A 22,702-nucleotide genomic window follows, 5' to 3' on the forward strand; every position below is an offset into this window, starting at 1 on the left:
CTGCCCCTTGATTTGCAATAGGAGTGTCGCGCGTCAGCCGCGCGCTCCCTATCTTTACTACAGGCTTCCCCCCGAAATGATGGACATCAACGAGATTCGCGAATACCTGCCGCACCGCTATCCCTTTCTGCTGGTGGATCGCGTAGTGGAGCTGGACGTCGAAAGCCAGAGCATTCGCGCCTACAAGAATGTCAGCATCAACGAGCCGTTCTTCAATGGTCACTTTCCCGCGCACCCGATCATGCCGGGCGTGTTGATCATCGAAGCCATGGCCCAGGCCGCCGGCATCCTTGGTTTCAAGATGCTCGATGTCAAACCGGCCGACGGTACGCTCTACTACTTCGTGGGTTCGGACAAGCTGCGTTTCCGCCAGCCCGTGCTGCCCGGCGACCAACTGATCCTGGAAGCCAAGTTCATCAGCTGCAAGCGGCAGATCTGGAAGTTCGACTGCAAGGCTTCGGTCGACGGCAAGCCGGTCTGCTCGGCCGAGATCATCTGTGCGGAACGCAAGCTATGAGTTTGATTGACCCTCGCGCCATCATCGACCCGTCCGCCGTTCTGGCAGATGGCGTCGAAGTCGGCCCTTGGTCGATCGTTGGTGCGGGCGTGGAAATCGGCGAGGGCACCGTGATCGGTCCCCATGTCATCCTCAAGGGGCCGACCCGCATCGGCAGGCACAACCGCATCTACCAGTTTTCCTCCATCGGGGAAGACACGCCGGACCTCAAGTACAAGGGCGAAGAAACCCGTCTGGTCATCGGTGACCACAACGTCATCCGCGAAGGCGTGACCATTCACCGTGGCACCGTGCAGGACCGCGCCGAAACCACGCTGGGCGATCACAACCTGATCATGGCTTACGCCCACATCGGGCACGACAGCGTGATCGGCAACCACTGCATCCTGGTCAACAACACGGCACTGGCCGGCCATGTGCACGTGCACGATTGGGCGATCCTTTCCGGCTTTACCCTGGTGCACCAGTATTGCCACATCGGTGCCCACAGCTTTTCGGGCATGGGCACGGCCATCGGCAAGGACGTGCCGGCCTATGTCACGGTGTTCGGCAACCCGGCCGAAGCCCGCAGCATGAATTTCGAAGGCATGCGCCGCCGCGGCTTCAGCGACGACGCCATCCACGCCCTGCGCCGTGCCTACAAGACGGTCTATCGCCGAGGCTTGACCGTCGAGCAGGCATTGCTCGATCTGGCCGAGCCAGCGCGTCTGTACCCCGAGGTCGACGTCTTCCTCAAGTCGATCCAGTCCTCGACCCGCGGCATCACCCGTTGATGTCTCACCCCGCAGCGCTGACCGTGGCATTGGTGGCAGGTGAAGCCAGCGGCGATATCCTGGGTTCGGGGCTGATGCGCGCGCTCAAGGCACGCCATCCGCACATCCAGTTCATCGGCGTCGGGGGTCCGCTGATGGAAGCCCAAGGGCTGGTCAGTCGCTTCCCCATGGAGCGTCTGTCGGTCATGGGCCTGGTCGAGGTGCTGGGTCGCCTGCGCGAACTGCTGGCCCGGCGCAAGCAGCTGGTTGCCGAGCTGATCGCGTGCAAGCCGGACGTGTTCATCGGCATCGACGCTCCTGACTTTACCCTCAACATCGAGCTCAAGCTGCGCCAGGCCGGTATCAAGACCGTGCACTACGTCAGCCCTTCGGTGTGGGCGTGGCGGCAGAAGCGGGTGCTGAAGATTCGCCAGGGCTGCGACCTGATGCTGACGCTGCTGCCCTTCGAGGCCAGGTTCTACGAGGAGCAGGGCGTGCCGGTGCGCTTCGTTGGCCATCCCTTGGCCGACACCATTGCGCTGCACGCCGATCGCGGTCAGGCCCGCGCACAGCTGGGCCTGGCGGGTGATTTTCCGGTCGTGGCGCTGATGCCGGGCAGCCGCGGCGGCGAAGTCGGTCGCCTGGGCGAGTTGTTCCTCGACAGCGCCCAGTTGCTGTTGCAGGCGCACCCGCAGATGCGTTTCGTCATCCCATGCGCCAACCCACAGCGCCGCGCGCAACTGGAGCAGATGCTCGTCGGGCGGACGTTGCCGGTGACCTTGCTCGACGGTGACTCGCACACCGCGCTGGCCGCCTGTGATGCGGTGCTGATCGCCTCCGGCACGGCCACCCTCGAAGCCTTGTTGTACAAGCGCCCGATGGTGGTCGCCTACCGGCTGGCGCCCCTGACGTACTGGATTCTCAAGCGCATGGTCAAAAGCCCCTACGTGTCGTTGCCCAACCTGCTGGCCCAGCGCATGCTGGTACCCGAGCTGCTGCAGGATGAGGCCACGCCCCAGGCCCTGGCCGACCGGCTGCTGCTCCTGCTGGCGAGCGGCGAAGAACAGACCAGCGGCTTCGATGCGATTCACCGCACGCTGCGCCGTGATGCGTCCAACCAGGCGGCCGAAGCCGTGTTGCAACTGATAGGCAGGAACGATGGCTAAGCCTCCACAGACAAGCAGGCAACTGCAGATGGGGCTGGATTTCGATCTGGTCGAAGAACTGGTTGCCGGTGTCGACGAAGTCGGCCGCGGGCCGCTGTGCGGCGCGGTGGTGACTGCAGCGGTGATTCTCGATCCGCGGCGGCCGATCCTCGGGCTCAACGATTCGAAAAAGCTCACCGAAGCGCGTCGTGAACTGCTTTACGAAGAGATCTGCGAGAAAGCCCTGGCCTGGTGCATCGCTCGCGCCGAAGTCGAAGAGATCGACCGCCTGAACATTCTGCACGCAACCATGCTCGCCATGCAGCGGGCGGTGCAGGGCCTGAGCATCACGCCAAGGCTTGCACTGATCGACGGCAACCGCTGCCCGCAGCTGGACGTGCCCAGCGCTCCGGTGATCCAGGGTGATGCCAAGGTCCCGGCGATCGCCGCCGCTTCGATCCTGGCCAAGGTCAGCCGCGACCGGGAAATGTCTGCATTCGAATTGATCTACCCCGGCTATGGCATGGGCGGGCACAAGGGCTACCCTACACCGGTGCACCTGGAAGCCTTGGCCCGGCTGGGCCCGACGCCCATTCACCGGCGATCGTTCGCACCGGTTCGTGCCGCATGGCAGGCGCGCGAAAGCAGCGATCAAGCGCCCGCCTGGGTCTAGCAGGCTGATGTTTTGATCAAGGCCCGGTACAATCCGGGCCTTGTCGTTCTACCGCAACCCATAGGATCAACATGTCGGTTTCCTTCGTTCATCTTCGCCTGCACACCGAATACTCGCTGGTCGACGGCCTGGTGCGGATCAAGCCGCTGGTCAAGGCGCTGGCCGGCATGAACATGCCGGCGGTAGCGGTGACCGACCAGAACAACATGTGTTCGCTGGTGAAGTTCTACAAGGCAGCCATGGGCGCCGGCATCAAGCCGATCTGCGGTGCCGACCTGTGGCTGGCCAACCGCGACCCCGATGGCCAGTTGAGCCGCATCAGCCTGCTGGCGATGAACGCAGTCGGCTATCGCAACATTACCGAACTGATTTCCCGTGGCTTCATCGAGGGCCAGCGCAATGGCCAGGTGATCGTCGAACGGCAGTGGGTGGCCGAAGCCAGTGAAGGGGTGATCTGCCTGTCGGCGGGCAAGGAGGGCGAGATCGGCATGGCGCTGCTGGGCGGTTACCCGGGCGATGCCGACAACCTGTTGCGCGAATGGATGGCGATTTTCCCCGAGCGGTTCTATGTCGAGGTGCAGCGGACCAATCGCACCAACGACGAAGAATACCTGCACGCGGCCGTGGCCCTGGCCGACCGTCTGGGCGCGCCACTGGTGGCCACCAACGACGTGCGCTTCATCAAGCAGGAAGACTTCGAAGCCCACGAAACCCGCGTGTGCATCGGTGAAGGCCGGGCGCTCGACGACCCGCGCCGCAACAAGAACTACAGCGACCAGCAGTACCTCAAGAGCGCCGAGGAAATGGCCGAGCTGTTCAGCGACTTGCCCGAGGCGCTGGAAAACACGGTCGAGATCGCCAGGCGTTGCAACATCGACGTCAAGCTGGGCAAGCACTTCCTGCCCGACTATCCGATTCCCGATGGCATGACCATTGACGAATATTTCCGCAAGGTCTCGTTCGACGGCCTGGAAGAACGCCTTGCCGTGCTGTTGCCCAGGGACACCACCGAGGATTACGAGGCGCGCCGCCAGGTCTATGTCGACCGGCTGAATTTCGAGCTCGACATCATCATCCAGATGGGCTTTCCCGGCTACTTCCTGATCGTGATGGACTTCATCCAGTGGGCCAAGAGCAACGGCGTGCCGGTCGGTCCGGGCCGCGGTTCGGGCGCAGGTTCGCTGGTGGCCTACGTGCAGAAGATCACCGACCTCGATCCGCTGGAGTACGACCTTCTGTTCGAGCGCTTTCTCAACCCCGAGCGGGTCTCCATGCCCGACTTCGACGTCGACTTCTGCATGGATGGCCGCGACCGGGTCATCGACTACGTGGCCGACAAATATGGCCGCAATGCGGTGAGCCAGATCATCACCTTCGGTTCCATGGCGGCCAAGGCGGTGGTGCGCGACGTGGCGCGTGTGCAGGGCAAGTCCTATGGCCTGGCCGACCGGCTGTCCAAGATGATTCCGTTCGAAGTCGGCATGACCTTGGAAAAAGCCTACGAACAGGAAGAAAATCTCCGCGATTTCATCAAGGTCGACGAAGAAGCCGCGGAAATCTGGGACATGGCGCGCAAGCTCGAGGGCGTGGTGCGTAACGTCGGCAAGCACGCCGGTGGTGTGGTGATCGCGCCGACCAAACTGACCGACTTCGCGCCGATCTACTGCGACGAGGCCGGCGACGGCCTGGTGACCCAGTTCGACAAGGATGACGTGGAAGCCGCCGGCCTGGTCAAGTTCGACTTCCTCGGCCTGCGCACCCTGACCATCATCGACTGGGCGTTGAAGACCATCAACCGCGACCGTGCCAAGGTCAACGAAGCGCCGCTGGACATCGCGTTCATTCCGCTCGACGACAAACCGACCTACCAGCTGCTGCAGAAGGCCGAGACCACGGCGGTGTTCCAGCTCGAGTCGCGCGGCATGAAAGAGCTGATCAAGAAGCTCAAGCCCGACTGCCTGGAAGACCTCATCGCCCTGGTGGCCCTGTTTCGACCGGGGCCGCTGCAGTCGGGCATGGTGGACGACTTCATCAACCGCAAGCACGGCCGCGCCGAGCTGGCCTATCCGCATTCGGATTACCAGTACGAGGGCCTGAAGCCGGTGCTGGCGCCGACCTACGGCATCATCCTGTATCAAGAGCAGGTGATGCAGATCGCCCAGGTCATGGCGGGCTACACCCTCGGTGGCGCCGACATGCTGCGCCGCGCCATGGGCAAGAAGAAGCCCGAGGAGATGGCCAAGCAGCGCGGTGGCTTCATCGAAGGCTGCGCGAGCAACAATATCGACCCGGACCTGGCCGGGAACATTTTTGACCTGGTGGAAAAATTCGCCGGCTACGGTTTCAACAAGTCCCACTCTGCCGCCTATGGGTTGGTGTCCTACCAGACCGCCTGGCTCAAGACCCACTACCCGGCGCCGTTCATGGCTGCGGTGCTCTCGGCAGACATGCACAACACCGACAAGGTCGTGACCCTGATCGAAGAAGTGCGCACCATGAAGCTGCGCCTGGACGCGCCGGACGTGAACAATTCCGAGTTCAAGTTCACGGTCAACGACGACGGTCGCATCGTCTATGGGCTGGGCGCGATCAAGGGTGTCGGCGAAGGCCCGGTGGAGGCGATCATCGAGGCGCGTCAGGCCGGCCCGTTCAAGGACCTGTTCGATTTCTGCGAGCGCGTCGACCTCAAGCGCATCAACAAGCGCACCCTCGACGGCCTGATCCGCAGTGGCGCAATCGACCGGCTGGGCCCGCATTTCCATGATGAAACCAAGGCCTACCAGGCCAACATCGATCGCAACCGCGCAGTCTTGCTGTCAGCCATGGAAGGGGCGATCAAGGCGGCGGAACAGACTGCACGCACCCACGACAGCGGCCACGACGACCTGTTTGGCGGGGTGTTCGTCGAAGCCGACGCCGATGTCTATGCCAGCCACCGCAAGGCCAAGGAACTCACGCTCAAGGAGCGGCTGCGCGGCGAGAAGGAAACCCTGGGGCTGTACCTGACCGGGCACCCGATCGACGAATACGAAGGCGAGATCCGCCGCTTCGCACGCCAGCGCATCATCGACCTCAAGCCTTCGCGCGAAACCCAGACGGTGGCGGGCATGGTCATCGCCCTGCGGGTGATGAAGAACAAGAAGGGCGACAAGATGGGTTTCATTACCCTCGACGACCGTTCGGCACGTATCGAGGCGTCGTTGTTCGCCGATGCCTTCATGTCCGCTCAGTCGCTGCTGCAGACCGATGCGATGGTGGTGGTGGAAGGGGAGGTCAGCAACGACGATTTCTCCGGGGGGCTGCGCCTGCGCGTCAAGCGCGTGATGAGCATGGAGGATGCGCGCACCAACCTGGCCGAAAGCCTGCGCCTCAAGGTACACGCCGATGGGCTGGGCGGCGACCGGCTGGGCTGGCTCGGCGAATTGTGTCGCCAGCACCGTGGCGCTTGCCCGATCACCATGGAATACACCAGCAGCGATGCCAAGGCCACGCTGCAGTTTGGCGAAGGCTGGCGGATCGACCCGGCCGACAGCTTGATTCAAGCGCTGCGTGACCAGTTCGGCCGCGAGAACGTCTTTCTGCAATATCGTTGAACTGGCCCTGCGGGGCGGGTTCGACCACAATTAATAAACTCGACCTGAACGCGCCGTTTCCTTTAAGGTATGGCGCCAAACGGATCAACCGGCCGGCCGCTTGGCCGTCGACCCAAGACGGATGCCTATGAACCCGAATTTTCTTGATTTCGAACAGCCGATCGCTGACCTGCAAGCCAAGATCGAAGAGCTGCGCCTGGTAGGCAACGACAATTCGTTGAACATCGGCGACGAGATCTCTCGTCTGCAAGACAAAAGCCGCACGCTGACCGAAAGCATCTTCGGCAACCTGACCAGTTGGCAGATTGCCCGGCTCGCGCGTCACCCGCGCCGCCCGTACACCCTGGACTACATCCAGCACATCTTTACCGAATTCGATGAACTGCACGGTGATCGGCATTTCTCCGACGACGCCGCCATCGTCGGTGGTGTCGCCCGCCTCGACGACCAGCCGGTGATGATCATTGGCCACCAGAAAGGCCGTGAAGTGCGCGAGAAGGTCCGTCGCAACTTCGGCATGCCGCGCCCTGAAGGCTATCGCAAGGCCTGCCGCCTGATGGAAATGGCCGAGCGCTTCAAGATGCCGATCCTCACCTTCATCGACACACCGGGCGCCTATCCGGGCATCGATGCCGAAGAGCGCAACCAGAGCGAAGCGATCGCCTGGAACCTGCGGGTGATGGCGCGGCTGAAGACGCCGATCATCGCCACCGTCATCGGCGAAGGGGGTTCCGGTGGTGCGCTGGCCATCGGCGTCTGCGATCAGCTGAACATGTTGCAGTATTCGACCTATGCGGTGATCTCGCCCGAAGGTTGCGCGTCGATTCTGTGGAAGACTGCCGAGAAGGCGCCGGACGCTGCGGAAGCCATGGGCATCACCGCCGAACGCTTGAATCACCTGGGCATCGTCGACAAGGTGATCGATGAGCCCCTGGGTGGCGCCCATCGCGATCCGGCCGCTGCCTCGGCCCTTATTCGCGCCGAGCTGACCAGCCAGCTGGACATGCTCAAGGGTTTCGACACCGAGACCTTGCTCGGCCGCCGCTATGACCGGTTGATGAGCTACGGGTTGTAAGGGTTCAGACCGCAGCGCGCCCTTCGCGGGCTGAGCCCTCTGCCCGCGAAGAGCGCACCGCCGATCCCGAACCATGGACTGAAAAGGGGTCGCCCCATGCGTGAACCCTCCGCCCTGGCCCAGCGCCTGAGCAACAGGCTGCAGCCTTATCTGCAATCCCCCGCCTGGCACCTCGCCCTCTCCGGTGGCCTTGATTCCACCGTCCTGCTGCACCTGTTGGCCAGCGTGCCCAACCGTCCAGCGCTGGCCGCCATTCATATCCATCACGGCCTGCAAGCGGTTGCCGACACCTGGCCTGCCCACTGCCAGGCACTCTGCGATCAGCTCGATGTGCCCCTGCAAGTGATCAAGGTTCGAGTGCAGGACGGTGCCAGCCTGGAGCAAGCCGCACGCCAGGCGCGCTATCGCGCTTTCGATGCGCTGCTCGGCGCCGCTGATGTGCTGTTCGCAGCCCAGCATCAGGACGATCAGGCCGAAACCGTACTGTTTCGTCTGCTGCGCGGCGCCGGTGTGCGAGGGCTTGCGGCAATGCCCAGGCAGCGACCGCAAGGGCAGGGGATACTGGTGAGGCCGTTGCTCGACGAGCCTCGCGCCGAGTTGCTTGCCTACGCTCGCAACCATGGCCTGCAGTGGATCGAAGACCCCTCGAACGCCGACACGCGTTTCTCTCGCAACTATCTGCGTGGCGAGGTCCTGCCCGTGATCACGGCGCGCTGGCCCCAGGCTGCCGGCAGTATCGCCAGGGCCGCCGCGCACCTGAGCGAGGCGGCGCAGCTGCTGGATGAACTGGCCGCCGCGGACCTTGCGCCTGCGCACGCAGCTGGCGAACCTTCCTGGCTGGCATGGCCCAGCCTGACCCTGGCGCCGCTTCGTACCCTGTCCGAAAGCCGTCAGCGCAATGCCCTGCAATACTGGCTTGCGCCTCTGACGCGCTTGCCCGATACCCAGCACTGGGTTGGCTGGACGTCCCTGCGCGACGCGGATCCCGCCGCTACGCCCGTCTGGCGCCTGGCCGACGGCGAGCTGCACAGGGCCCACGGGCGGATCTGGTGGGTCAGTGGCCAATGGTCGCAGGCCCAGCCCCCGTCTCAGGATTGGCCAGACACCCGACAAGCCTTGCAGTTGGTCGGCAACGGCGAGGTGCATTGGCAGGGCGGCCCGTTGCCGGGGCACGCGCAGATCCGCTACCGCCAGGGCGGCGAGCGCCTGCGCCTGCCCGTTCGCGGCGAGCGTGACCTCAAGCGCTTGCTCAATGAAAGCCGGCTGCCAGGGTTCGTGCGCGATCGTTTGCCGCTGCTGTTCATCCACGACCGCTTGGTTGCCGTGGCCAACCTGCCGCTGTCTGCCATCGAAGGACGACTGCTCTGGTCGCCGACAACCGGCGAGCAGAGTTTGAGATGAAAGGGGGAATCCGGTAGACTACGCTCCCTTCTTGATACAACTTCTGTGAACCCACCGGATTCACGGACGTTGCCGATTGCCAAACCGTTTTTGGCCGTCGGGGGCTTCGGCCTTCCTTCGCTTTCCCCGGCGGCTTCTGCCGCTTTAACGCAGACTTCTAGGGTTTTTCATGACGCGCTACATCTTCGTCACGGGCGGTGTTGTTTCTTCATTGGGGAAAGGCATTGCCTCGGCTTCATTGGCGGCCATCCTGGAGGCGCGGGGGCTCAAAGTCACCATGCTCAAGCTGGACCCGTACATCAACGTCGACCCGGGCACCATGAGCCCGTTCCAGCACGGTGAAGTGTTCGTCACCCACGACGGCGCCGAGACCGACCTGGACCTGGGGCACTACGAGCGGTTCATCCGCACGACCATGACCCAGAACAATAACTTCACCACCGGCCGGGTGTACGAGCACGTGCTGCGCAAGGAGCGCCGTGGTGATTACCTGGGCGCGACCATCCAGGTCATCCCGCACATCACCGACGAGATCAAGCGGCGCATCATCAAGGGCGCCGGCGATGCCGACGTGGCCATGGTCGAAATCGGCGGCACCGTTGGCGACATCGAATCCCAGCCGTTCCTGGAAGCGATCCGCCAGCTGCGTTTCGAGGTCGGTGCCAAGCGCGCCATGCTGATGCACCTGACGCTGGTCCCCTACATCGCCACCGCGGGTGAGACCAAGACCAAGCCGACCCAGCATTCGGTCAAGGAACTGCGCTCCATCGGCTTGCAGCCTGACGTGCTGGTGTGCCGTTCCGATCACCCGATCGACACGTCGTCGCGCCGCAAGATCGCTCAGTTCACCAACGTCGAAGAGCGTGCGGTGATTGCCCTGGAAGACGCCGACACCATCTACAAGATCCCGGGCATCCTGCACTCCCAGGGGCTGGACGATTTCGTCGTCGAGCGCTTCGGTCTGCAGTGCGGCGGCGCCGACCTGTCCGAATGGGAAGCGGTGGTCGATGCCAAGCTGAACCCCGAACACGAAGTGACCATCGCCATGGTCGGCAAGTACATGGAGCTGCTCGATGCCTACAAGTCGCTGATCGAAGCGATGAGCCATGCCGGCATCAGCAACCGCACCAAGGTCAACCTGCGCTACATCGATTCCGAAGACATCGAGAACCAGGGCACCGCCCTGCTCGAAGGCGTCGACGCCATTCTGGTCCCCGGCGGCTTTGGCCTGCGTGGCGTGGAAGGCAAGATCACCGCCGTGCAGTACGCTCGCGAGAACAAGGTGCCGTACCTGGGTATCTGCCTGGGCATGCAGGTGGCGGTCATCGAGTTCGCCCGTAACGTCATGGGCTGGAAAGACGCCAACTCCACCGAATTCGATCGCGCCAGCGGCCATCCGGTCGTCGGTCTGATCACCGAGTGGGAAGACGCCACCGGCGCCGTGGAAACCCGCACCGAAGCCTCCGACCTGGGCGGCACCATGCGTCTTGGCGCGCAGGACTGCCAGCTGGTCGGCGGCTCCAAGGTCCACGACTGCTACGCCCGCGACGTGATCGTCGAGCGTCATCGTCATCGCTACGAAGTGAACAACAACCTGCTGCCGCAACTGGTCGAAGCCGGGCTGGTCGTCTCCGGGCGCTCGGGTGACGGCGCGCTGGTCGAAGTGGTCGAGTCCAAGGACCATCCATGGTTCGTGGCCTGCCAGTTCCACCCCGAGTTCACCTCGACGCCGCGTGACGGTCATCCGTTGTTCACCGGCTTCGTCAAGGCCGCATTGGCTCAACATCAGAAGAAGGCCTGATCACCATGGCGCAGAAGATCATCCGCGTTGGCGATATTGAGATCGCCAACGACAAGCCGTTCGTGTTGTTCGGTGGCATGAACGTGCTGGAATCACGCGACATGGCCCTCAAGGTCTGTGAAGAATACGTGCGTGTGACCGACAAGCTCGGCATCCCCTACGTGTTCAAGGCCAGCTTCGACAAGGCCAACCGTTCTTCGGTGACCTCCTACCGCGGCCCCGGCCTGGAGGAGGGCATGCGCATCTTCGAAGAGATCAAGAAGACCTTCAACGTGCCGCTGATCACCGACGTGCACGAGCCTGAACAGGCCGCCGTGGTTGCCAAAGTCTGCGACATCATTCAGCTGCCCGCCTTCCTGTCGCGCCAGACCGACCTGGTGGTGGCCATGGCCAAGACCGGCGCGGTCATCAACATCAAGAAAGCCCAGTTCCTCGCGCCGCAGGAAATGAAACACATCCTGACCAAGTGCGAGGAAGCCGGTAACGACCAGTTGATCCTCTGCGAGCGCGGTTCGAGCTTCGGCTACAACAACCTGGTGGTGGACATGCTTGGCTTCGGCATCATGAAGTCGTTCGAGTACCCGGTGTTCTTCGACGTGACCCACGCCCTGCAGATGCCGGGCGGTCGCAGCGACTCGGCCGGTGGCCGTCGCGCCCAGGTCACCGACCTGGCCAAGGCTGGCCTGAGCCAGGGCCTGGCCGGTCTGTTCCTGGAAGCCCACCCGGACCCGGACAACGCCAAGTGCGATGGCCCGTGCGCGCTGCGCCTGGACAAGCTGGAACCGTTTCTTGCCCAGCTCAAGGCGCTGGATGAATTGGTCAAAGGTTTCCCGGCGATCGAAACGGCCTGATTGCGGTAAAGTAGTGCCCGATTTGTTGCGGTGACCCTTTCGCGGGCAGAGACCCGCTCCCACATCGAGCCCGGTGGGAGCGGGTCTATGCCCGCGAGGGGATCGCTAAAGCCCAAGCTGCGTCGTCTCGTCTACTTTGGAGTGTTCATAACAATGGCAAAAATCGTCGACATCAAAGGTCGTGAAGTTCTCGACTCCCGTGGCAACCCTACCGTAGAAGCCGACGTGCTTCTGGAAAACGGCATCATCGGCAGCGCCTGTGCACCGTCGGGCGCTTCCACCGGCTCGCGCGAAGCGCTGGAGCTGCGTGACGGCGACAAGAGCCGCTATATGGGCAAGGGTGTTCTGAAGGCGGTGGCCAACATCAATGGCCCGATTCGCGATGCGCTGCTGGGCAAGGATCCGGTCGACCAGAAGGGTCTGGATCACGCCATGATTGCCCTGGACGGTACCGAGAACAAGGCTTCGCTGGGCGCCAACGCCATCCTCGCCGTGTCCCTGGCCGCTGCCAAGGCCGCCGCGCAGGATCAGGACCTGCCGCTGTACGCGCACATCGCCAACCTCAACGGCACGCCGGGCGTCTACTCCATGCCCGTGCCGATGATGAACATCATCAACGGTGGCGAGCACGCCGACAACAACGTCGACATTCAGGAATTCATGGTCCAGCCGGTTGGCGCCAAGACCTTTTCCGACGCCCTGCGCATGGGCACCGAGATCTTCCACCACCTCAAGGCGGTATTGAAGGCTCGCGGTCTGAGCACTGCCGTCGGTGACGAAGGTGGTTTCGCGCCGGACCTGGCGTCCAATGAAGACGCCTTGAGCGCCATTGCCGAAGCCGTCGAGAAAGCCGGCTACAAGCTGGGCACCGACGTGACCCTGGCGCTGGACTGCGCCGCCAGCGAATTCTTCGACAACGGCACCTATGATCTGGCCGGCGAAGGCCACAAGTTTGACGCCGAAGGTTTCGCCGAATACCTCAAGGGCCTGACCGAGCGCTATCCGATCATCTCGATCGAAGACGGCCTGGACGAATCCGACTGGGCTGGCTGGAAGATTCTCACCGACAAGATCGGCGAAAAAGTCCAGCTGGTGGGTGACGACCTGTTCGTGACCAATACCAAGATCCTCAAGGAAGGCATCGACAAGAAGATCGCCAACTCGATCCTGATCAAGTTCAACCAGATCGGTACCTTGACCGAAACCCTGGAAGCCATCCAGATGGCCAAGGCTGCCGGCTACACCGCGGTGATCTCGCACCGTTCCGGTGAAACCGAAGATTCGACCATTGCCGACCTGGCCGTGGGCACCGCTGCGGGCCAGATCAAGACCGGCTCGCTGTGCCGCTCGGACCGTGTTTCCAAGTACAACCAACTGCTGCGTATCGAAGAGCAGTTGGGTTCCAAGGCGATCTATCGTGGTCGCGACGAGTTTCGCGGCTAAGCAATAGATGGTAGAAAGACGACATGCGGAGCCTGGCGGATGCCAGGCTTCGTGCTATCTGGTCGCAGAGTTGAAGTTTTTTACCACTGGGTAACGTGATGCGCAGTCCTTATTGGTTGTTTCTTGTCTTGCTTCTGCTCCTGGGTGGTTTGCAGTATCGCCTGTGGGTCGGAAACGGAAGTCTCAAGCAGGTAGCCGAGCTGAAACAGCAGATCGCCGAACAGCATGCCGAGAACGAACGGCTGCTGGAGCGCAATCGCGTGATGGACGCCGAAGTACTCGAATTGAAAAAGGGCATGGAGACCGTCGAAGAACGCGCTCGCCATGAACTGGGCATGGTCAAGGAGGGTGAAACCCTCTACCAGTTGGCCCAATGAATACCTCGCTGCCAGCCTTCTGGGCAGTGATTCCCGCTGCGGGCGTAGGTGCGCGCATGGCAGCGGACCGCCCCAAGCAGTACCTGACCTTGGGCGGTCGCACGATCCTGGAACACAGCATCGACTGTTTCCTCGGCCATCCACAGCTCAAGGGCGTGCTCGTCAGCATCGCCGCCGATGACCCGTTCTGGCCAGACCTGCCCAGTGCCAGCAACGAGCTGATCCAGCGCGTTGCCGGTGGTCGCGAGCGTGCCGACTCGGTGCTCAACGCCTTGCTGCATTTACACGCCCAGGGCGCCGACGGCAGTGATTGGGTGCTGGTGCACGATGCGGCGCGGCCCAACCTTTCTCGCACCGACCTCGACAAACTGCTTGCCGAGCTGGCTGATGACAGCGTCGGCGGTCTGTTGGCCGTGCCCGCGCGCGACACGCTCAAGCGTGCCGATGCGACTGGGCGGGTTCAGCATACGGTGGATCGCAGCACGATCTGGCAAGCGTTCACGCCACAGATGTTTCGTCTGGGCGCCCTGCATCGGGCTCTGGCCGATAGCCTGGTGGCCGGAGTGGCGATTACCGACGAGGCCTCGGCCATCGAGTGGGCCGGTTTCGCGCCGAAGCTGGTGGAGGGCCGGGCGGACAACCTCAAGGTGACCCGGCCTGAAGATCTGGAGTGGCTGCGCCAGCGTTGGGCGATGCGTGGCTGAGGGGGGACGGTGGCGTCGTTCGCGGCCGATGACCGCTCCTACAGATACTCTGGCCTCTCGGCCAACCCTTCTCTGAGATAATCGACCAGCTTCCTGATCTTCGGCGACAAGTGCCGCTGTTGCGGATAAAGCCCCCACACCGCCGTGTTGGGTGGCTGGTGGGCCTCCAGCAGCGACACCAGTGCGCCGCTGCGCAAGTGTTCCAGCACGTAGTAATCAGGCAGCTGACACAGTCCGACGCCCTGCAACGCCGCGTCCAGGACCGCCTGGCCACTGTTGCAGCGCCAGTTGCCTTGCACGCGTTGCGCCTGTTCCTTGCCATCGACCTGCAGCGGCCAGATATCCGAACTGCCCACCAGGCAGTTGTGCCGCGTCAATTCCGACACACTGTGGGGCCGGCCATAGCGCGCCAGGTAGTGCGGTGAAGCGCACAGGAACATTCGCCGCGGCGCCAGCCTGGTTGCCACCAGTCGCGAGTCCTGCAGGCGTCCCAGGCGGATGGCCAGGTCCAGACCTTCGTGAAGCAGATCGAGGGTGCGGTTGCTCAGCTCGATCTCCACGCGCAGTTGCGGGTACAGCCCCATGAAGCGCGTGACCAGCGGCACGATGAAGCGCTCGCCATAGGCCACGGCGCAGGTCAGGCGCAGCAGTCCCTTGGGTTCACCGGTCAGGTCGCTCATGGCGCGCCAGGCTTCGTCGCGACCGTCCTGCAGGCGTTGGCAATGCTGGAGGAATGTCTGCCCTGCCTCGGTCAGCGCTACCCGTCGCGTGCTGCGATAGAGCAGGCGGGTCTGCAGGCGTTCTTCCAATCGAGCGATCTGGCGACTGACGTGGGACGACGACACGCCCAGCCGCTGCGCTGCGGCCGTGAAGTGCGCGCACTCGGCGACTGCGACGAACTCGTCGATACCCTCCCAGCGGTTTTCATTCACTCGATTATCCCTGTACGGCATCAATGTTTTGCGCAAGGGGCGATTATTCCGCATCCGCCCATGAATTACACTGTTGGCAGTCCCGTTCATTTCAGGAGCAAGCATTGATGATCAAGTCCCGCGCTGCGGTTGCATTCGAAGCCAACAAGCCATTGGAAATCGTCGAGATCGACGTGGCCATGCCCAAGGCAGGCGAAGTCCTGTTGCGCGTGGTCGCTTCCGGGGTCTGCCATACCGATGCCTACACCCTGTCGGGTGCGGACCCTGAAGGCATCTTCCCGTCGGTACTGGGCCACGAAGGTGGCGCCATCGTCGAAGCGGTAGGCGAAGGGGTCACTTCGGTTGCGGTGGGCGATCACGTCATTCCGCTGTACACGCCCGAGTGCCGCCAGTGCAAGTTCTGCAAATCGGGCAAGACCAACCTGTGCCAGGCCATTCGCGCCACTCAGGGCAAGGGCTTGATGCCGGACGGCACCACGCGGTTCTCTTACAACGGCAAGGAACTGTTCCATTACATGGGCACCTCGACGTTCTCCGAGTACACCGTGTTGCCGGAGATCTCGGTAGCGAAGATCGACAAGCAGGCGCCGCTGGAAAAGGTCTGCCTGTTGGGTTGTGGCGTCACCACCGGTATCGGCGCGGTGCTCAACACGGCCAAGGTCAAGCCGGGCGATACCGTGGCCGTGTTCGGCCTGGGCGGTATCGGTCTGTCGGCCATCATCGGTGCGGTCAAGGCCAAGGCCGGTCGCATCATCGCCGTCGACATCAACCCAAGCAAATTCGAGATCGCCCGCCAGCTGGGTGCAACCGACTGCATCAATCCCAAGGAATATGACCGGCCGATCCAGGAAGTCATCGTCGACCTTACCGATGGCGGCGTGGACTTCTCGTTCGAGTGCATCGGCAATGTGCAACTGATGCGTGCGGCGCTCGAATGCTGCCACAAGGGCTGGGGTGAGTCGGTGATCATCGGCGTGGCCGGCGCTGGCCAGGAAATCGCCACGCGCCCGTTCCAGCTGGTCACCGGACGGGTCTGGCGCGGTTCGGCATTCGGTGGCGTGCGCGGGCGTACCGAGTTGCCCAGCTACGTCGAAATGGCCGAGAGCGGGGAGATTCCGCTGGATACCTTCATCACCCACACCATGGGCCTGGAAGACATCAACAAAGCGTTCGACCTGATGCATGAAGGCAAGAGCATTCGTTCGGTCATCCACTTCTGAGGTCTGCCATGAGCCTGGAAAACCTGTCCTGCCAGAAGAGCTTCGGCGGCTGGCACAAACGCTACAAGCACCGCTCCAAGGAGCTGGGTTGCGACATGACCTTCGCCGTGTACCTGCCGCCGCAAGCGGAGCAGGGCGGCAAGTTGCCGGTGCTGTACTGGCTGTCGGGGCTGACCTGTACCGACGAGAACTTCATGCAGAAGGCCGGCGGCCTGGAGCTGGCCGCCGAGTTGGGCTTGATCATCGTTGCGCCCGACACCAGCCCACGCGGGGCGGGAGTGCCGGATGATCCGGACCAGGCATGGGATTTCGGTCTGGGTGCCGGGTTTTATCTGAACGCCACCGAGCAGCCGTGGGCGCAGCATTACCGCATGCATGACTATGTGGTGCATGAATTGCCAGCCATCGTGGAGGCGCATTTCCCCGCGTCGGACAAGCGCTCCATCAGCGGCCATTCCATGGGTGGCCACGGAGCGCTGGTCTGCGCGCTGCGCAATCCGGGGCGGTATCGGTCGATCTCGGCGTTCTCGCCCATCAGCAATCCGATGGATTGCCCCTGGGGCCAGAAAGCGTTTTCCCATTACCTGGGCGAGGAGCGCTCGCGTTGGCGCGAATGGGATGCCAGCGTGCTGATCGCCGATGCGGCGGAACATCTGCCGCTGCTGGTGGATCAAGGCGATCGCGATGATTTCCTCGAGAGCCAGCTCAAGCCCCAGGCTCTGAGTCAGGCGGCCAAGTCGGCCGGCTATGAACTGACGCTGCGCATGCAACCGGGCTATGACCACAGCTACTACTTCATCGCCAGCTTCATCGATGACCATTTGCGCCATCATGCAAAGGCCTTGAAGTGACTGCAGTGGGCTTTCGCGAGCCCTCTGCCCGCGAAAGGGCTAGCACCGTCATCCCCAGGTGTTTTGATCCGCCCAACCTGAGCCAAAGCAGGTAGAATCACGCCCTGACTCAATCGGGGCGTTTTTTTCTATGCGTATTGGCCACGGCTACGACGTGCACCGTTTCGCCGAGGGTGACTTCATTACCCTGGGCGGCGTGCGAATCCCTCACAAGTTCGGCCTGCTGGCTCATTCCGACGGCGATGTCGTGCTGCACGCCTTGAGCGATGCCTTGCTCGGCGCGGCTGCCTTGGGCGACATCGGCAAGCATTTTCCCGACACCGATCCGCAGTTCAAGGGCGCGGACAGCCGCGTACTGTTGCGTCACGTGCTCGCGGTAGTGGCGGGCAAAGGCTGGAAAGTCGGCAACGTCGACGCCACCATCGTCGCGCAGGCGCCGAAAATGGCCCCCCACATAGAAACCATGCGGGAACGGATCGCCGCCGATCTGGGCGTGGAACTCGATCAGGTCAACGTCAAGGCCACCACCACCGAAAAGCTCGGGTTCGCCGGGCGCGAGGAAGGTATCGCCGTGCATGCGGTCGCCTTGTTGCTGCGCGCATGACCGAATTCGAATTGCTGGGTCCGCGGGCCACGGGCGACAGCCTGGGCAGCGCCGTACTCAAAGCCAGCGCCGAAGACTTTCAGGTCGACGAAGTGCTGGACATCCCCTTGGCCGGCCAGGGCGAACACCTGTGGCTCTGGGTCGAGAAACGCAACCTCAATACCGAAGAAGCTGCCCGACGCCTGGCCAAGGCCGCTGGCGTGCCGTTGCGCACGGTCAGCTACGCGGGCCTCAAGGATCGCCAGGCGCTTACCCGGCAGTGGTTCAGTCTGCATCTGCCAGGCAAGGCTGATCCGGATCTGAGCGCAGCGCAAAGCGACACCCTGGCCATCCTCAAACAGGCTCGGCACTCGCGCAAACTGCAACGCGGTGCGCACTCGGCCAACGGCTTCACCGTGCGCCTGACCGCGCTCAAGGCCGACCGGGCCGCGCTCGATGCGCGCCTTGGAGAAATCCAGCAGACCGGCGTACCGAATTATTTCGGCACCCAGCGCTTCGGTTTCCAGGGCGGCAATGTGTTCGACGCTCAGCAGTATGCCGAACGCCAGGCGCTGCCCGAGCAGCGCAATGTGCGTTCGCGGCTGCTCTCCACGGCGCGCAGTTTCCTGTTCAACCAGATACTTGCCGCGCGCGTCGCCGACGGTACCTGGAACCGCGCCCGGATCGGTGATCTGCTGGCGTTCACCGACAGCCGCAGCTTCTTTCCCGCCGGTGAAGCCGAATGCAGTGATCCACGCCTGGACATCCTCGACCTGCACCCTACCGGAGCGCTGTGGGGCGAGGGCGCATCGGTCGCCGCCGGTCGCTGCGCCGAGCTGGAAAATGCCATCGGCGACCAGCACCCGGCGCTGTGTGCCTGGCTTGCAAAAGCGGGCCTGGCACAGGAGCGACGCATCCTGCGGCTGCCCATCGGCGAGCTGACGTGGCATTATCCCGAGCCTGACATCCTGCAGTTGCACTTCGTCCTGCCGGCCGGTTGCTTCGCCACTGTCGTGGTGCGCGAACTCGTCGATCTGGTGCCGACAGGGCAGACGGAAAGTCCATGCGTATTCTGATTTCCAACGATGATGGGGTCACCGCCCCCGGCCTGGCCGCGCTTCACGACGTGTTGCAGGACTATGCCCAGTGCACGGTGATCGCCCCCGATCAGGACCGTAGCGGCGCCAGCAGTTCGCTCACGCTGGACCGGCCGCTGCATCCGCAGACCTTGCCCAACGGCTTCATCAGCGTCAACGGCACACCCACCGACTGCGTGCACCTGGGCCTGAACGGCCTGCTGCCTTTCGAGCCCGACCTGGTGGTTTCAGGTATCAACCTGGGGGCCAACCTGGGCGACGACGTGCTGTATTCGGGCACGGTGGCTGCTGCCCTCGAGGGGCGTTTTCTGGGGCATACCTCGTTTGCGTTCTCGTTGTTGTCTCGCCAGCCTGAGCACCTGCCGACGGCAGCCTACTACGCGCGCAAGCTGATCGAGGCCCGAGACCGGTTGAACCTGCCGCCTCGTACCGTGCTCAACGTGAACATCCCCAACCTGCCGATCGAGCGTATCCGCGGCATGGTGCTGACTCGCCTGGGCCATCGGGCACGGGCTGCGGCGCCGATCCGCATGGTCGACCCGCGGGGCAAGCCGGGCTACTGGATCGCCGTGGCCGGCGACGCCGAAGATGGCGGCCCGGGCACCGATTTCCATGCCGTCATGCAGGGCTACGTGTCGGTCACGCCACTGCAACTGGATCGCACCTTCAACGAGGCCTTCGGCCACGTTCAAGGTTGGCTGGAGGAGCTTGGCTGATGCGCCAGAGAGACAATCAGCACCATGGCATCGGCATGACTTCGCAGCGCACGCGCGAACGCTTGATTCAGCGCCTGTGCGACGAAGGCCTGGCCAATACCCAGGTGCTCGAGGTACTGCGTCGCACACCGCGCCATCTGTTCGTCGACGAAGCACTGGCGCACCGCGCCTACGAAGACACCGCACTGCCGATCGGCCACAACCAGACCATTTCCCAACCCTACATGGTCGCGCGCATGAGCGAGCTGTTGCTGGCGGCGGGCCCATTGGACAAGGTCATGGAGATCGGCACCGGCTCGGGCTATCAGACCGCCGTGCTGTCGCAACTGGTCGAGCGGGTGTTCTCGGTCGAACGGATCAAGGTCCTGCAGGATCGCGCCAAGGAGCGCCTGCAGACGCTTGATCGACGCAACGTAGTCTTTCGCTGGGGCGATGGCTGGGAAGGCTGGCCGGCCCTGGCACCGTACAACGGCATCATCGTTACCGCAGTGGCGACCGATGTGCCCCAGGCCCTGCTCGATCAGCTCGCGCCCGGTGGCCGGCTGGTGATCCCGGTAGGCTCCGGCGACGTTCAGCAACTGATGTTGATCGTACGCGAAGAGCACGGGTTCTCCCGGCATGTTCTGGAAGCCGTGCGGTTCGTGCCGTTGCTCAATGGTCCGCTGGCGTGACCGGCCCGGGCTCCTGCAGTGAATTCTGCGCGGCGCCGTCTGTCTGACAGCGGGTCATGGCGCAGGCATGGCCACAGCTTGCACCCATGCGCCTTGTAGTCGAGTAGTGAAGTTGGATATTTTCTTGTCACCACAACAAAGGAGCGGCGGGTGAGCCTCACAATCATTGGGCAGCGTGCAGGTAGTTCGAGCGTCAAGCTCCTGATGCTCGGGGTTGCGGTCGCAGCCTTTCTGTCCGGCTGTTCCAGCACCTCCAGCCAGGTCAGCGTGGTCGATCGCAACAACGCGGCCAAAGCGGCGCAGCGACAGCCCGTGACCACAGGCCAATACGCAGTCAGGCGAGGCGATACGCTGTTTTCCATCGCCTTTCGCTACGGCTGGGACTACAAGGCCTTGGCTGCGCGCAATAACATTCCCGTGCCCTATACCATCCGCCCAGGCCAGGTGATCCGCTTCGACGGCAACTCGGGCGCGCCAGCCACCACCGTGGTGACTACCCAGAGCGGCGCGTCTGCGTCTTCCTCGAGCCGCACCACAGTCACCCGCCGTCCGCTCACCCCGGCACCGACCGCCACCAGCAGCGTCGCCATTCCCGTCCCTTCGCCTACCCCGGTACCCGCGGGCGAGCGCACCCAAGGCGGCTGGGCATGGCCGGCAAACGGTGTTTTGATCGGGAAATTCGCTTCAAACGGCAGTTTGAATAAAGGAATTGATATCGCCGGTGATTTGGGACAGCCTGTTTTTGCTGCGTCTGATGGTGCGGTGGTCTACGCCGGGAGTGGTTTGAGGGGCTACGGCGAATTGGTCATCATCAAACACAGCGATACCTACGTCAGTGCCTACGGTCATAACCGCAGGTTGTTGGTTCGGGAGGGTCAGCAGGTCAAGGTCGGTCAGACAATTGCCGAAATGGGTTCAACGGGGACGGACCGGGTGAAGCTGCACTTCGAGATTCGCCGTCAAGGCAAGCCCGTAGATCCGCTGCAATTCCTGCCACGTCGTTGATTTGCACTACCAGCCTGTTCCTCCACGTAGTGGGGACGGGCTCACGCGCTGCCATGGAGATTGGCGCCGCTGGAGCTTGAGGTCGAACTCAGCAAAGGACTATAACAATGGCTCTCAGCAAAGAAGCGCCGGAGTTTGACATCGACGATGAGGTGCTCCTTATGGAACCCGGCGTCGTATTGGATGTGATGTCGAACGAAGAACCTGCTGCACCTGCGGTTCGCACCAAGGCACGCAATTCCACATCGCTCAAACAGCACAAATACATCGACTACACGCGGGCGCTCGATGCGACCCAGCTGTATTTGAATGAAATCGGTTTTTCGCCTCTGCTTTCTCCCGAAGAAGAGGTGCACTTCGCACGACTTTCCCAGAGCGGCTGCCCGGCCGGTCGCAAACGCATGATCGAGAGCAACCTGCGCCTGGTGGTCAAGATCGCCCGCCGGTATGTCAATCGCGGCCTGTCTTTGCTCGACCTCATCGAGGAGGGCAACCTGGGGCTGATTCGTGCGGTCGAGAAATTCGATCCCGAGCGCGGTTTCCGGTTCTCAACCTATGCCACCTGGTGGATCCGACAGACCATCGAACGGGCGATCATGAATCAGACCCGGACCATTCGCCTGCCCATTCACGTGGTCAAGGAGCTCAACGTCTACCTGCGCGCCGCGCGCGAACTGACCCAAAAGCTCGATCACGAACCGTCCCCAGAAGAAATCGCCAATCTGCTCGAGAAGCCCGTGGGCGAGGTCAAGCGCATGCTTGGGCTCAACGAGCGGGTATCCTCGGTGGATGTCTCGCTCGGGCCGGATTCGGACAAGACCTTGCTCGACACTCTGACCGATGACCGGCCCACCGACCCCTTGCAGCTGCTGCAGGACGACGACCTCTCGCAGAGCATAGACCAGTGGCTGTCCGAGCTGACCGACAAGCAGCGCGAGGTGGTGGTACGCCGTTTTGGCCTGCGGGGCCACGAGAGCAGCACGCTGGAAGACGTTGGCCTGGAAATCGGCTTGACCCGCGAGCGCGTGCGACAGATCCAGGTGGAAGGCCTCAAGCGACTACGCGAGATACTCGAAAAGAATGGGCTGTCCAGCGAGTCATTGTTTCAATAGCCGCCGTTACCGCACGACTTGAACGCCCCTTTTTCAAGGGGCGTTTTTATTGTTGGCCTAGTCGCAGTGCGATGTTGTCAGTGTTCACTGTGACCTTGTGTAAGCCTTTGGCTACTTATCCAGTCAAAGTTTTGTAAGTTGGAACTCTTGTCTATCTAACTGCACGTTCTTGAACACATTATC

Annotated in this window: 21 protein-coding genes; 20 read left to right on the forward strand and 1 reads right to left on the reverse strand. The window is 62.8% G+C overall.

The genetic code is table 11. The features are described 5' to 3' along the window. The first annotated feature begins 76 nt into the window (after positions 1-76). The 12 genes from fabZ (at position 77) to ispD (ending at position 14,332) form a co-directional block, all read left to right on the forward strand. Complete coding sequence (gene fabZ / locus IFT75_RS00500; RefSeq protein WP_043185101.1) at positions 77-517, forward strand: 3-hydroxyacyl-ACP dehydratase FabZ; 441 nt, start codon at positions 77-79, stop codon at positions 515-517. Beyond that, positions 514-1,290 carry an acyl-ACP--UDP-N-acetylglucosamine O-acyltransferase gene (gene lpxA / locus IFT75_RS00505; RefSeq protein WP_122476561.1) on the forward strand — a complete coding sequence of 259 codons (777 nt, stop codon included), beginning with the start codon at positions 514-516 and terminating at the stop codon, positions 1,288-1,290. Before fabZ ends, lpxA begins: the two co-directional genes overlap by 4 nt. After that, positions 1,290-2,435, forward strand: coding sequence for a lipid-A-disaccharide synthase (gene lpxB, locus IFT75_RS00510; RefSeq protein WP_192052798.1), 1,146 nt, complete (start codon positions 1,290-1,292; stop codon positions 2,433-2,435). The genes lpxA and lpxB overlap by 1 nt, the downstream gene beginning before the upstream one ends. Positions 2,436-2,457: 22 nt before the next feature. After that, positions 2,458-3,087, forward strand: a complete 630-nt coding sequence (gene rnhB / locus IFT75_RS00515) for a ribonuclease HII (protein ID WP_163007437.1) — start codon at positions 2,458-2,460, stop codon at positions 3,085-3,087. Positions 3,088-3,158: 71 nt separating this feature from the next. Beyond that, complete coding sequence (gene dnaE, locus IFT75_RS00520) at positions 3,159-6,680, forward strand: DNA polymerase III subunit alpha (protein ID WP_192052800.1); 3,522 nt, start codon at positions 3,159-3,161, stop codon at positions 6,678-6,680. A gap of 127 nt (positions 6,681-6,807) precedes the next feature. Beyond that, the gene (locus IFT75_RS00525) at positions 6,808-7,755 is read left to right on the forward strand and encodes an acetyl-CoA carboxylase carboxyltransferase subunit alpha (RefSeq protein ID WP_122476555.1); all 948 of its coding nucleotides are present in this window, start codon (positions 6,808-6,810) and stop codon (positions 7,753-7,755) included. Between the two features lie 96 nt (positions 7,756-7,851). Beyond that, complete coding sequence (gene tilS / locus IFT75_RS00530) at positions 7,852-9,156, forward strand: tRNA lysidine(34) synthetase TilS (protein ID WP_192052802.1); 1,305 nt, start codon at positions 7,852-7,854, stop codon at positions 9,154-9,156. A 169-nt stretch (positions 9,157-9,325) separates the two neighbouring features. Further along, entirely contained in the window at positions 9,326-10,957 is a 1,632-nt protein-coding gene (locus IFT75_RS00535; protein WP_122476552.1) for a CTP synthase, read from the forward strand. 5 nt (positions 10,958-10,962) lie between these two features. Beyond that, complete coding sequence (gene kdsA, locus IFT75_RS00540) at positions 10,963-11,808, forward strand: 3-deoxy-8-phosphooctulonate synthase (RefSeq protein ID WP_192052804.1); 846 nt, start codon at positions 10,963-10,965, stop codon at positions 11,806-11,808. A 153-nt stretch (positions 11,809-11,961) separates the two neighbouring features. After that, the gene (gene eno / locus IFT75_RS00545; protein ID WP_122476549.1) at positions 11,962-13,251 is read left to right on the forward strand and encodes a phosphopyruvate hydratase; all 1,290 of its coding nucleotides are present in this window, start codon (positions 11,962-11,964) and stop codon (positions 13,249-13,251) included. Between the two features lie 98 nt (positions 13,252-13,349). After that, positions 13,350-13,628: a cell division protein FtsB gene (ftsB, locus tag IFT75_RS00550; protein ID WP_043185120.1), complete on the forward strand. Its 279-nt coding sequence runs from the start codon at positions 13,350-13,352 to the stop codon at positions 13,626-13,628. Further along, positions 13,625-14,332: a 2-C-methyl-D-erythritol 4-phosphate cytidylyltransferase gene (gene ispD / locus IFT75_RS00555; protein WP_185794271.1), complete on the forward strand. Its 708-nt coding sequence runs from the start codon at positions 13,625-13,627 to the stop codon at positions 14,330-14,332. The genes ftsB and ispD overlap by 4 nt, the downstream gene beginning before the upstream one ends. Before the next feature lie 38 nt (positions 14,333-14,370). On the opposite strand, the gene IFT75_RS00560 is transcribed toward ispD, so the two are convergent. Next, the gene (locus IFT75_RS00560; RefSeq protein ID WP_122476546.1) at positions 14,371-15,264 is read right to left on the reverse strand and encodes a LysR family transcriptional regulator; all 894 of its coding nucleotides are present in this window, start codon (positions 15,262-15,264) and stop codon (positions 14,371-14,373) included. A 107-nt stretch (positions 15,265-15,371) separates the two neighbouring features. Here IFT75_RS00560 and IFT75_RS00565 point away from each other — a divergent pair, with 107 nt between their 5' ends. The 8 genes from IFT75_RS00565 (at position 15,372) to rpoS (ending at position 22,519) form a co-directional block, all read left to right on the forward strand. Next, positions 15,372-16,484 (forward strand): S-(hydroxymethyl)glutathione dehydrogenase/class III alcohol dehydrogenase, encoded by a 1,113-nt coding sequence (locus tag IFT75_RS00565; protein WP_122476544.1) that lies wholly within the window; start codon positions 15,372-15,374, stop codon positions 16,482-16,484. 8 nt (positions 16,485-16,492) lie between these two features. Then, complete coding sequence (gene fghA / locus IFT75_RS00570) at positions 16,493-17,335, forward strand: S-formylglutathione hydrolase (protein ID WP_122476543.1); 843 nt, start codon at positions 16,493-16,495, stop codon at positions 17,333-17,335. A gap of 130 nt (positions 17,336-17,465) precedes the next feature. Next, complete coding sequence (gene ispF / locus IFT75_RS00575; protein WP_122795096.1) at positions 17,466-17,939, forward strand: 2-C-methyl-D-erythritol 2,4-cyclodiphosphate synthase; 474 nt, start codon at positions 17,466-17,468, stop codon at positions 17,937-17,939. Continuing rightward, positions 17,936-18,994 (forward strand): tRNA pseudouridine(13) synthase TruD, encoded by a 1,059-nt coding sequence (gene truD, locus IFT75_RS00580; RefSeq protein WP_192052806.1) that lies wholly within the window; start codon positions 17,936-17,938, stop codon positions 18,992-18,994. Before ispF ends, truD begins: the two co-directional genes overlap by 4 nt. Continuing rightward, positions 18,982-19,731, forward strand: coding sequence for a 5'/3'-nucleotidase SurE (gene surE, locus IFT75_RS00585; protein WP_122476538.1), 750 nt, complete (start codon positions 18,982-18,984; stop codon positions 19,729-19,731). The genes truD and surE overlap by 13 nt, the downstream gene beginning before the upstream one ends. Before the next feature lie 35 nt (positions 19,732-19,766). After that, positions 19,767-20,402, forward strand: a complete 636-nt coding sequence (locus IFT75_RS00590; RefSeq protein WP_192053405.1) for a protein-L-isoaspartate(D-aspartate) O-methyltransferase — start codon at positions 19,767-19,769, stop codon at positions 20,400-20,402. A gap of 150 nt (positions 20,403-20,552) precedes the next feature. Beyond that, positions 20,553-21,407, forward strand: a complete 855-nt coding sequence (locus IFT75_RS00595; RefSeq protein WP_122714020.1) for a peptidoglycan DD-metalloendopeptidase family protein — start codon at positions 20,553-20,555, stop codon at positions 21,405-21,407. Between the two features lie 107 nt (positions 21,408-21,514). Beyond that, positions 21,515-22,519 carry an RNA polymerase sigma factor RpoS gene (gene rpoS / locus IFT75_RS00600; protein ID WP_122476535.1) on the forward strand — a complete coding sequence of 335 codons (1,005 nt, stop codon included), beginning with the start codon at positions 21,515-21,517 and terminating at the stop codon, positions 22,517-22,519. The last annotated feature ends 183 nt before the right edge of the window (positions 22,520-22,702 follow it).

The sequence above is a fragment of the Pseudomonas sp. CFBP 8758 genome (assembly GCF_014841725.1).
Taxonomy (GTDB): Bacteria; Pseudomonadota; Gammaproteobacteria; order Pseudomonadales; family Pseudomonadaceae; genus Aquipseudomonas; species Aquipseudomonas baltica.

What these genes read in the sequence shown, in the direction of transcription:
- fabZ (WP_043185101.1), top strand. Translation starts at nt 77, where the DNA reads ATGATGGACATCAACGAGATTCGCGAATACCTGCCGCACCGCTATCCC.
- lpxA (WP_122476561.1), top strand. Translation starts at nt 514, where the DNA reads ATGAGTTTGATTGACCCTCGCGCCATCATCGACCCGTCCGCCGTTCTG.
- lpxB (WP_192052798.1), top strand. Translation starts at nt 1,290, where the DNA reads ATGTCTCACCCCGCAGCGCTGACCGTGGCATTGGTGGCAGGTGAAGCC.
- dnaE (WP_192052800.1), top strand. Translation starts at nt 3,159, where the DNA reads ATGTCGGTTTCCTTCGTTCATCTTCGCCTGCACACCGAATACTCGCTG.
- IFT75_RS00525 (WP_122476555.1), top strand. Translation starts at nt 6,808, where the DNA reads ATGAACCCGAATTTTCTTGATTTCGAACAGCCGATCGCTGACCTGCAA.
- tilS (WP_192052802.1), top strand. Translation starts at nt 7,852, where the DNA reads ATGCGTGAACCCTCCGCCCTGGCCCAGCGCCTGAGCAACAGGCTGCAG.
- IFT75_RS00535 (WP_122476552.1), top strand. Translation starts at nt 9,326, where the DNA reads ATGACGCGCTACATCTTCGTCACGGGCGGTGTTGTTTCTTCATTGGGG.
- kdsA (WP_192052804.1), top strand. Translation starts at nt 10,963, where the DNA reads ATGGCGCAGAAGATCATCCGCGTTGGCGATATTGAGATCGCCAACGAC.
- eno (WP_122476549.1), top strand. Translation starts at nt 11,962, where the DNA reads ATGGCAAAAATCGTCGACATCAAAGGTCGTGAAGTTCTCGACTCCCGT.
- ftsB (WP_043185120.1), top strand. Translation starts at nt 13,350, where the DNA reads ATGCGCAGTCCTTATTGGTTGTTTCTTGTCTTGCTTCTGCTCCTGGGT.
- ispD (WP_185794271.1), top strand. Translation starts at nt 13,625, where the DNA reads ATGAATACCTCGCTGCCAGCCTTCTGGGCAGTGATTCCCGCTGCGGGC.
- IFT75_RS00565 (WP_122476544.1), top strand. Translation starts at nt 15,372, where the DNA reads ATGATCAAGTCCCGCGCTGCGGTTGCATTCGAAGCCAACAAGCCATTG.
- fghA (WP_122476543.1), top strand. Translation starts at nt 16,493, where the DNA reads ATGAGCCTGGAAAACCTGTCCTGCCAGAAGAGCTTCGGCGGCTGGCAC.
- ispF (WP_122795096.1), top strand. Translation starts at nt 17,466, where the DNA reads ATGCGTATTGGCCACGGCTACGACGTGCACCGTTTCGCCGAGGGTGAC.
- truD (WP_192052806.1), top strand. Translation starts at nt 17,936, where the DNA reads ATGACCGAATTCGAATTGCTGGGTCCGCGGGCCACGGGCGACAGCCTG.
- surE (WP_122476538.1), top strand. Translation starts at nt 18,982, where the DNA reads ATGCGTATTCTGATTTCCAACGATGATGGGGTCACCGCCCCCGGCCTG.
- IFT75_RS00590 (WP_192053405.1), top strand. Translation starts at nt 19,767, where the DNA reads ATGACTTCGCAGCGCACGCGCGAACGCTTGATTCAGCGCCTGTGCGAC.
- rpoS (WP_122476535.1), top strand. Translation starts at nt 21,515, where the DNA reads ATGGCTCTCAGCAAAGAAGCGCCGGAGTTTGACATCGACGATGAGGTG.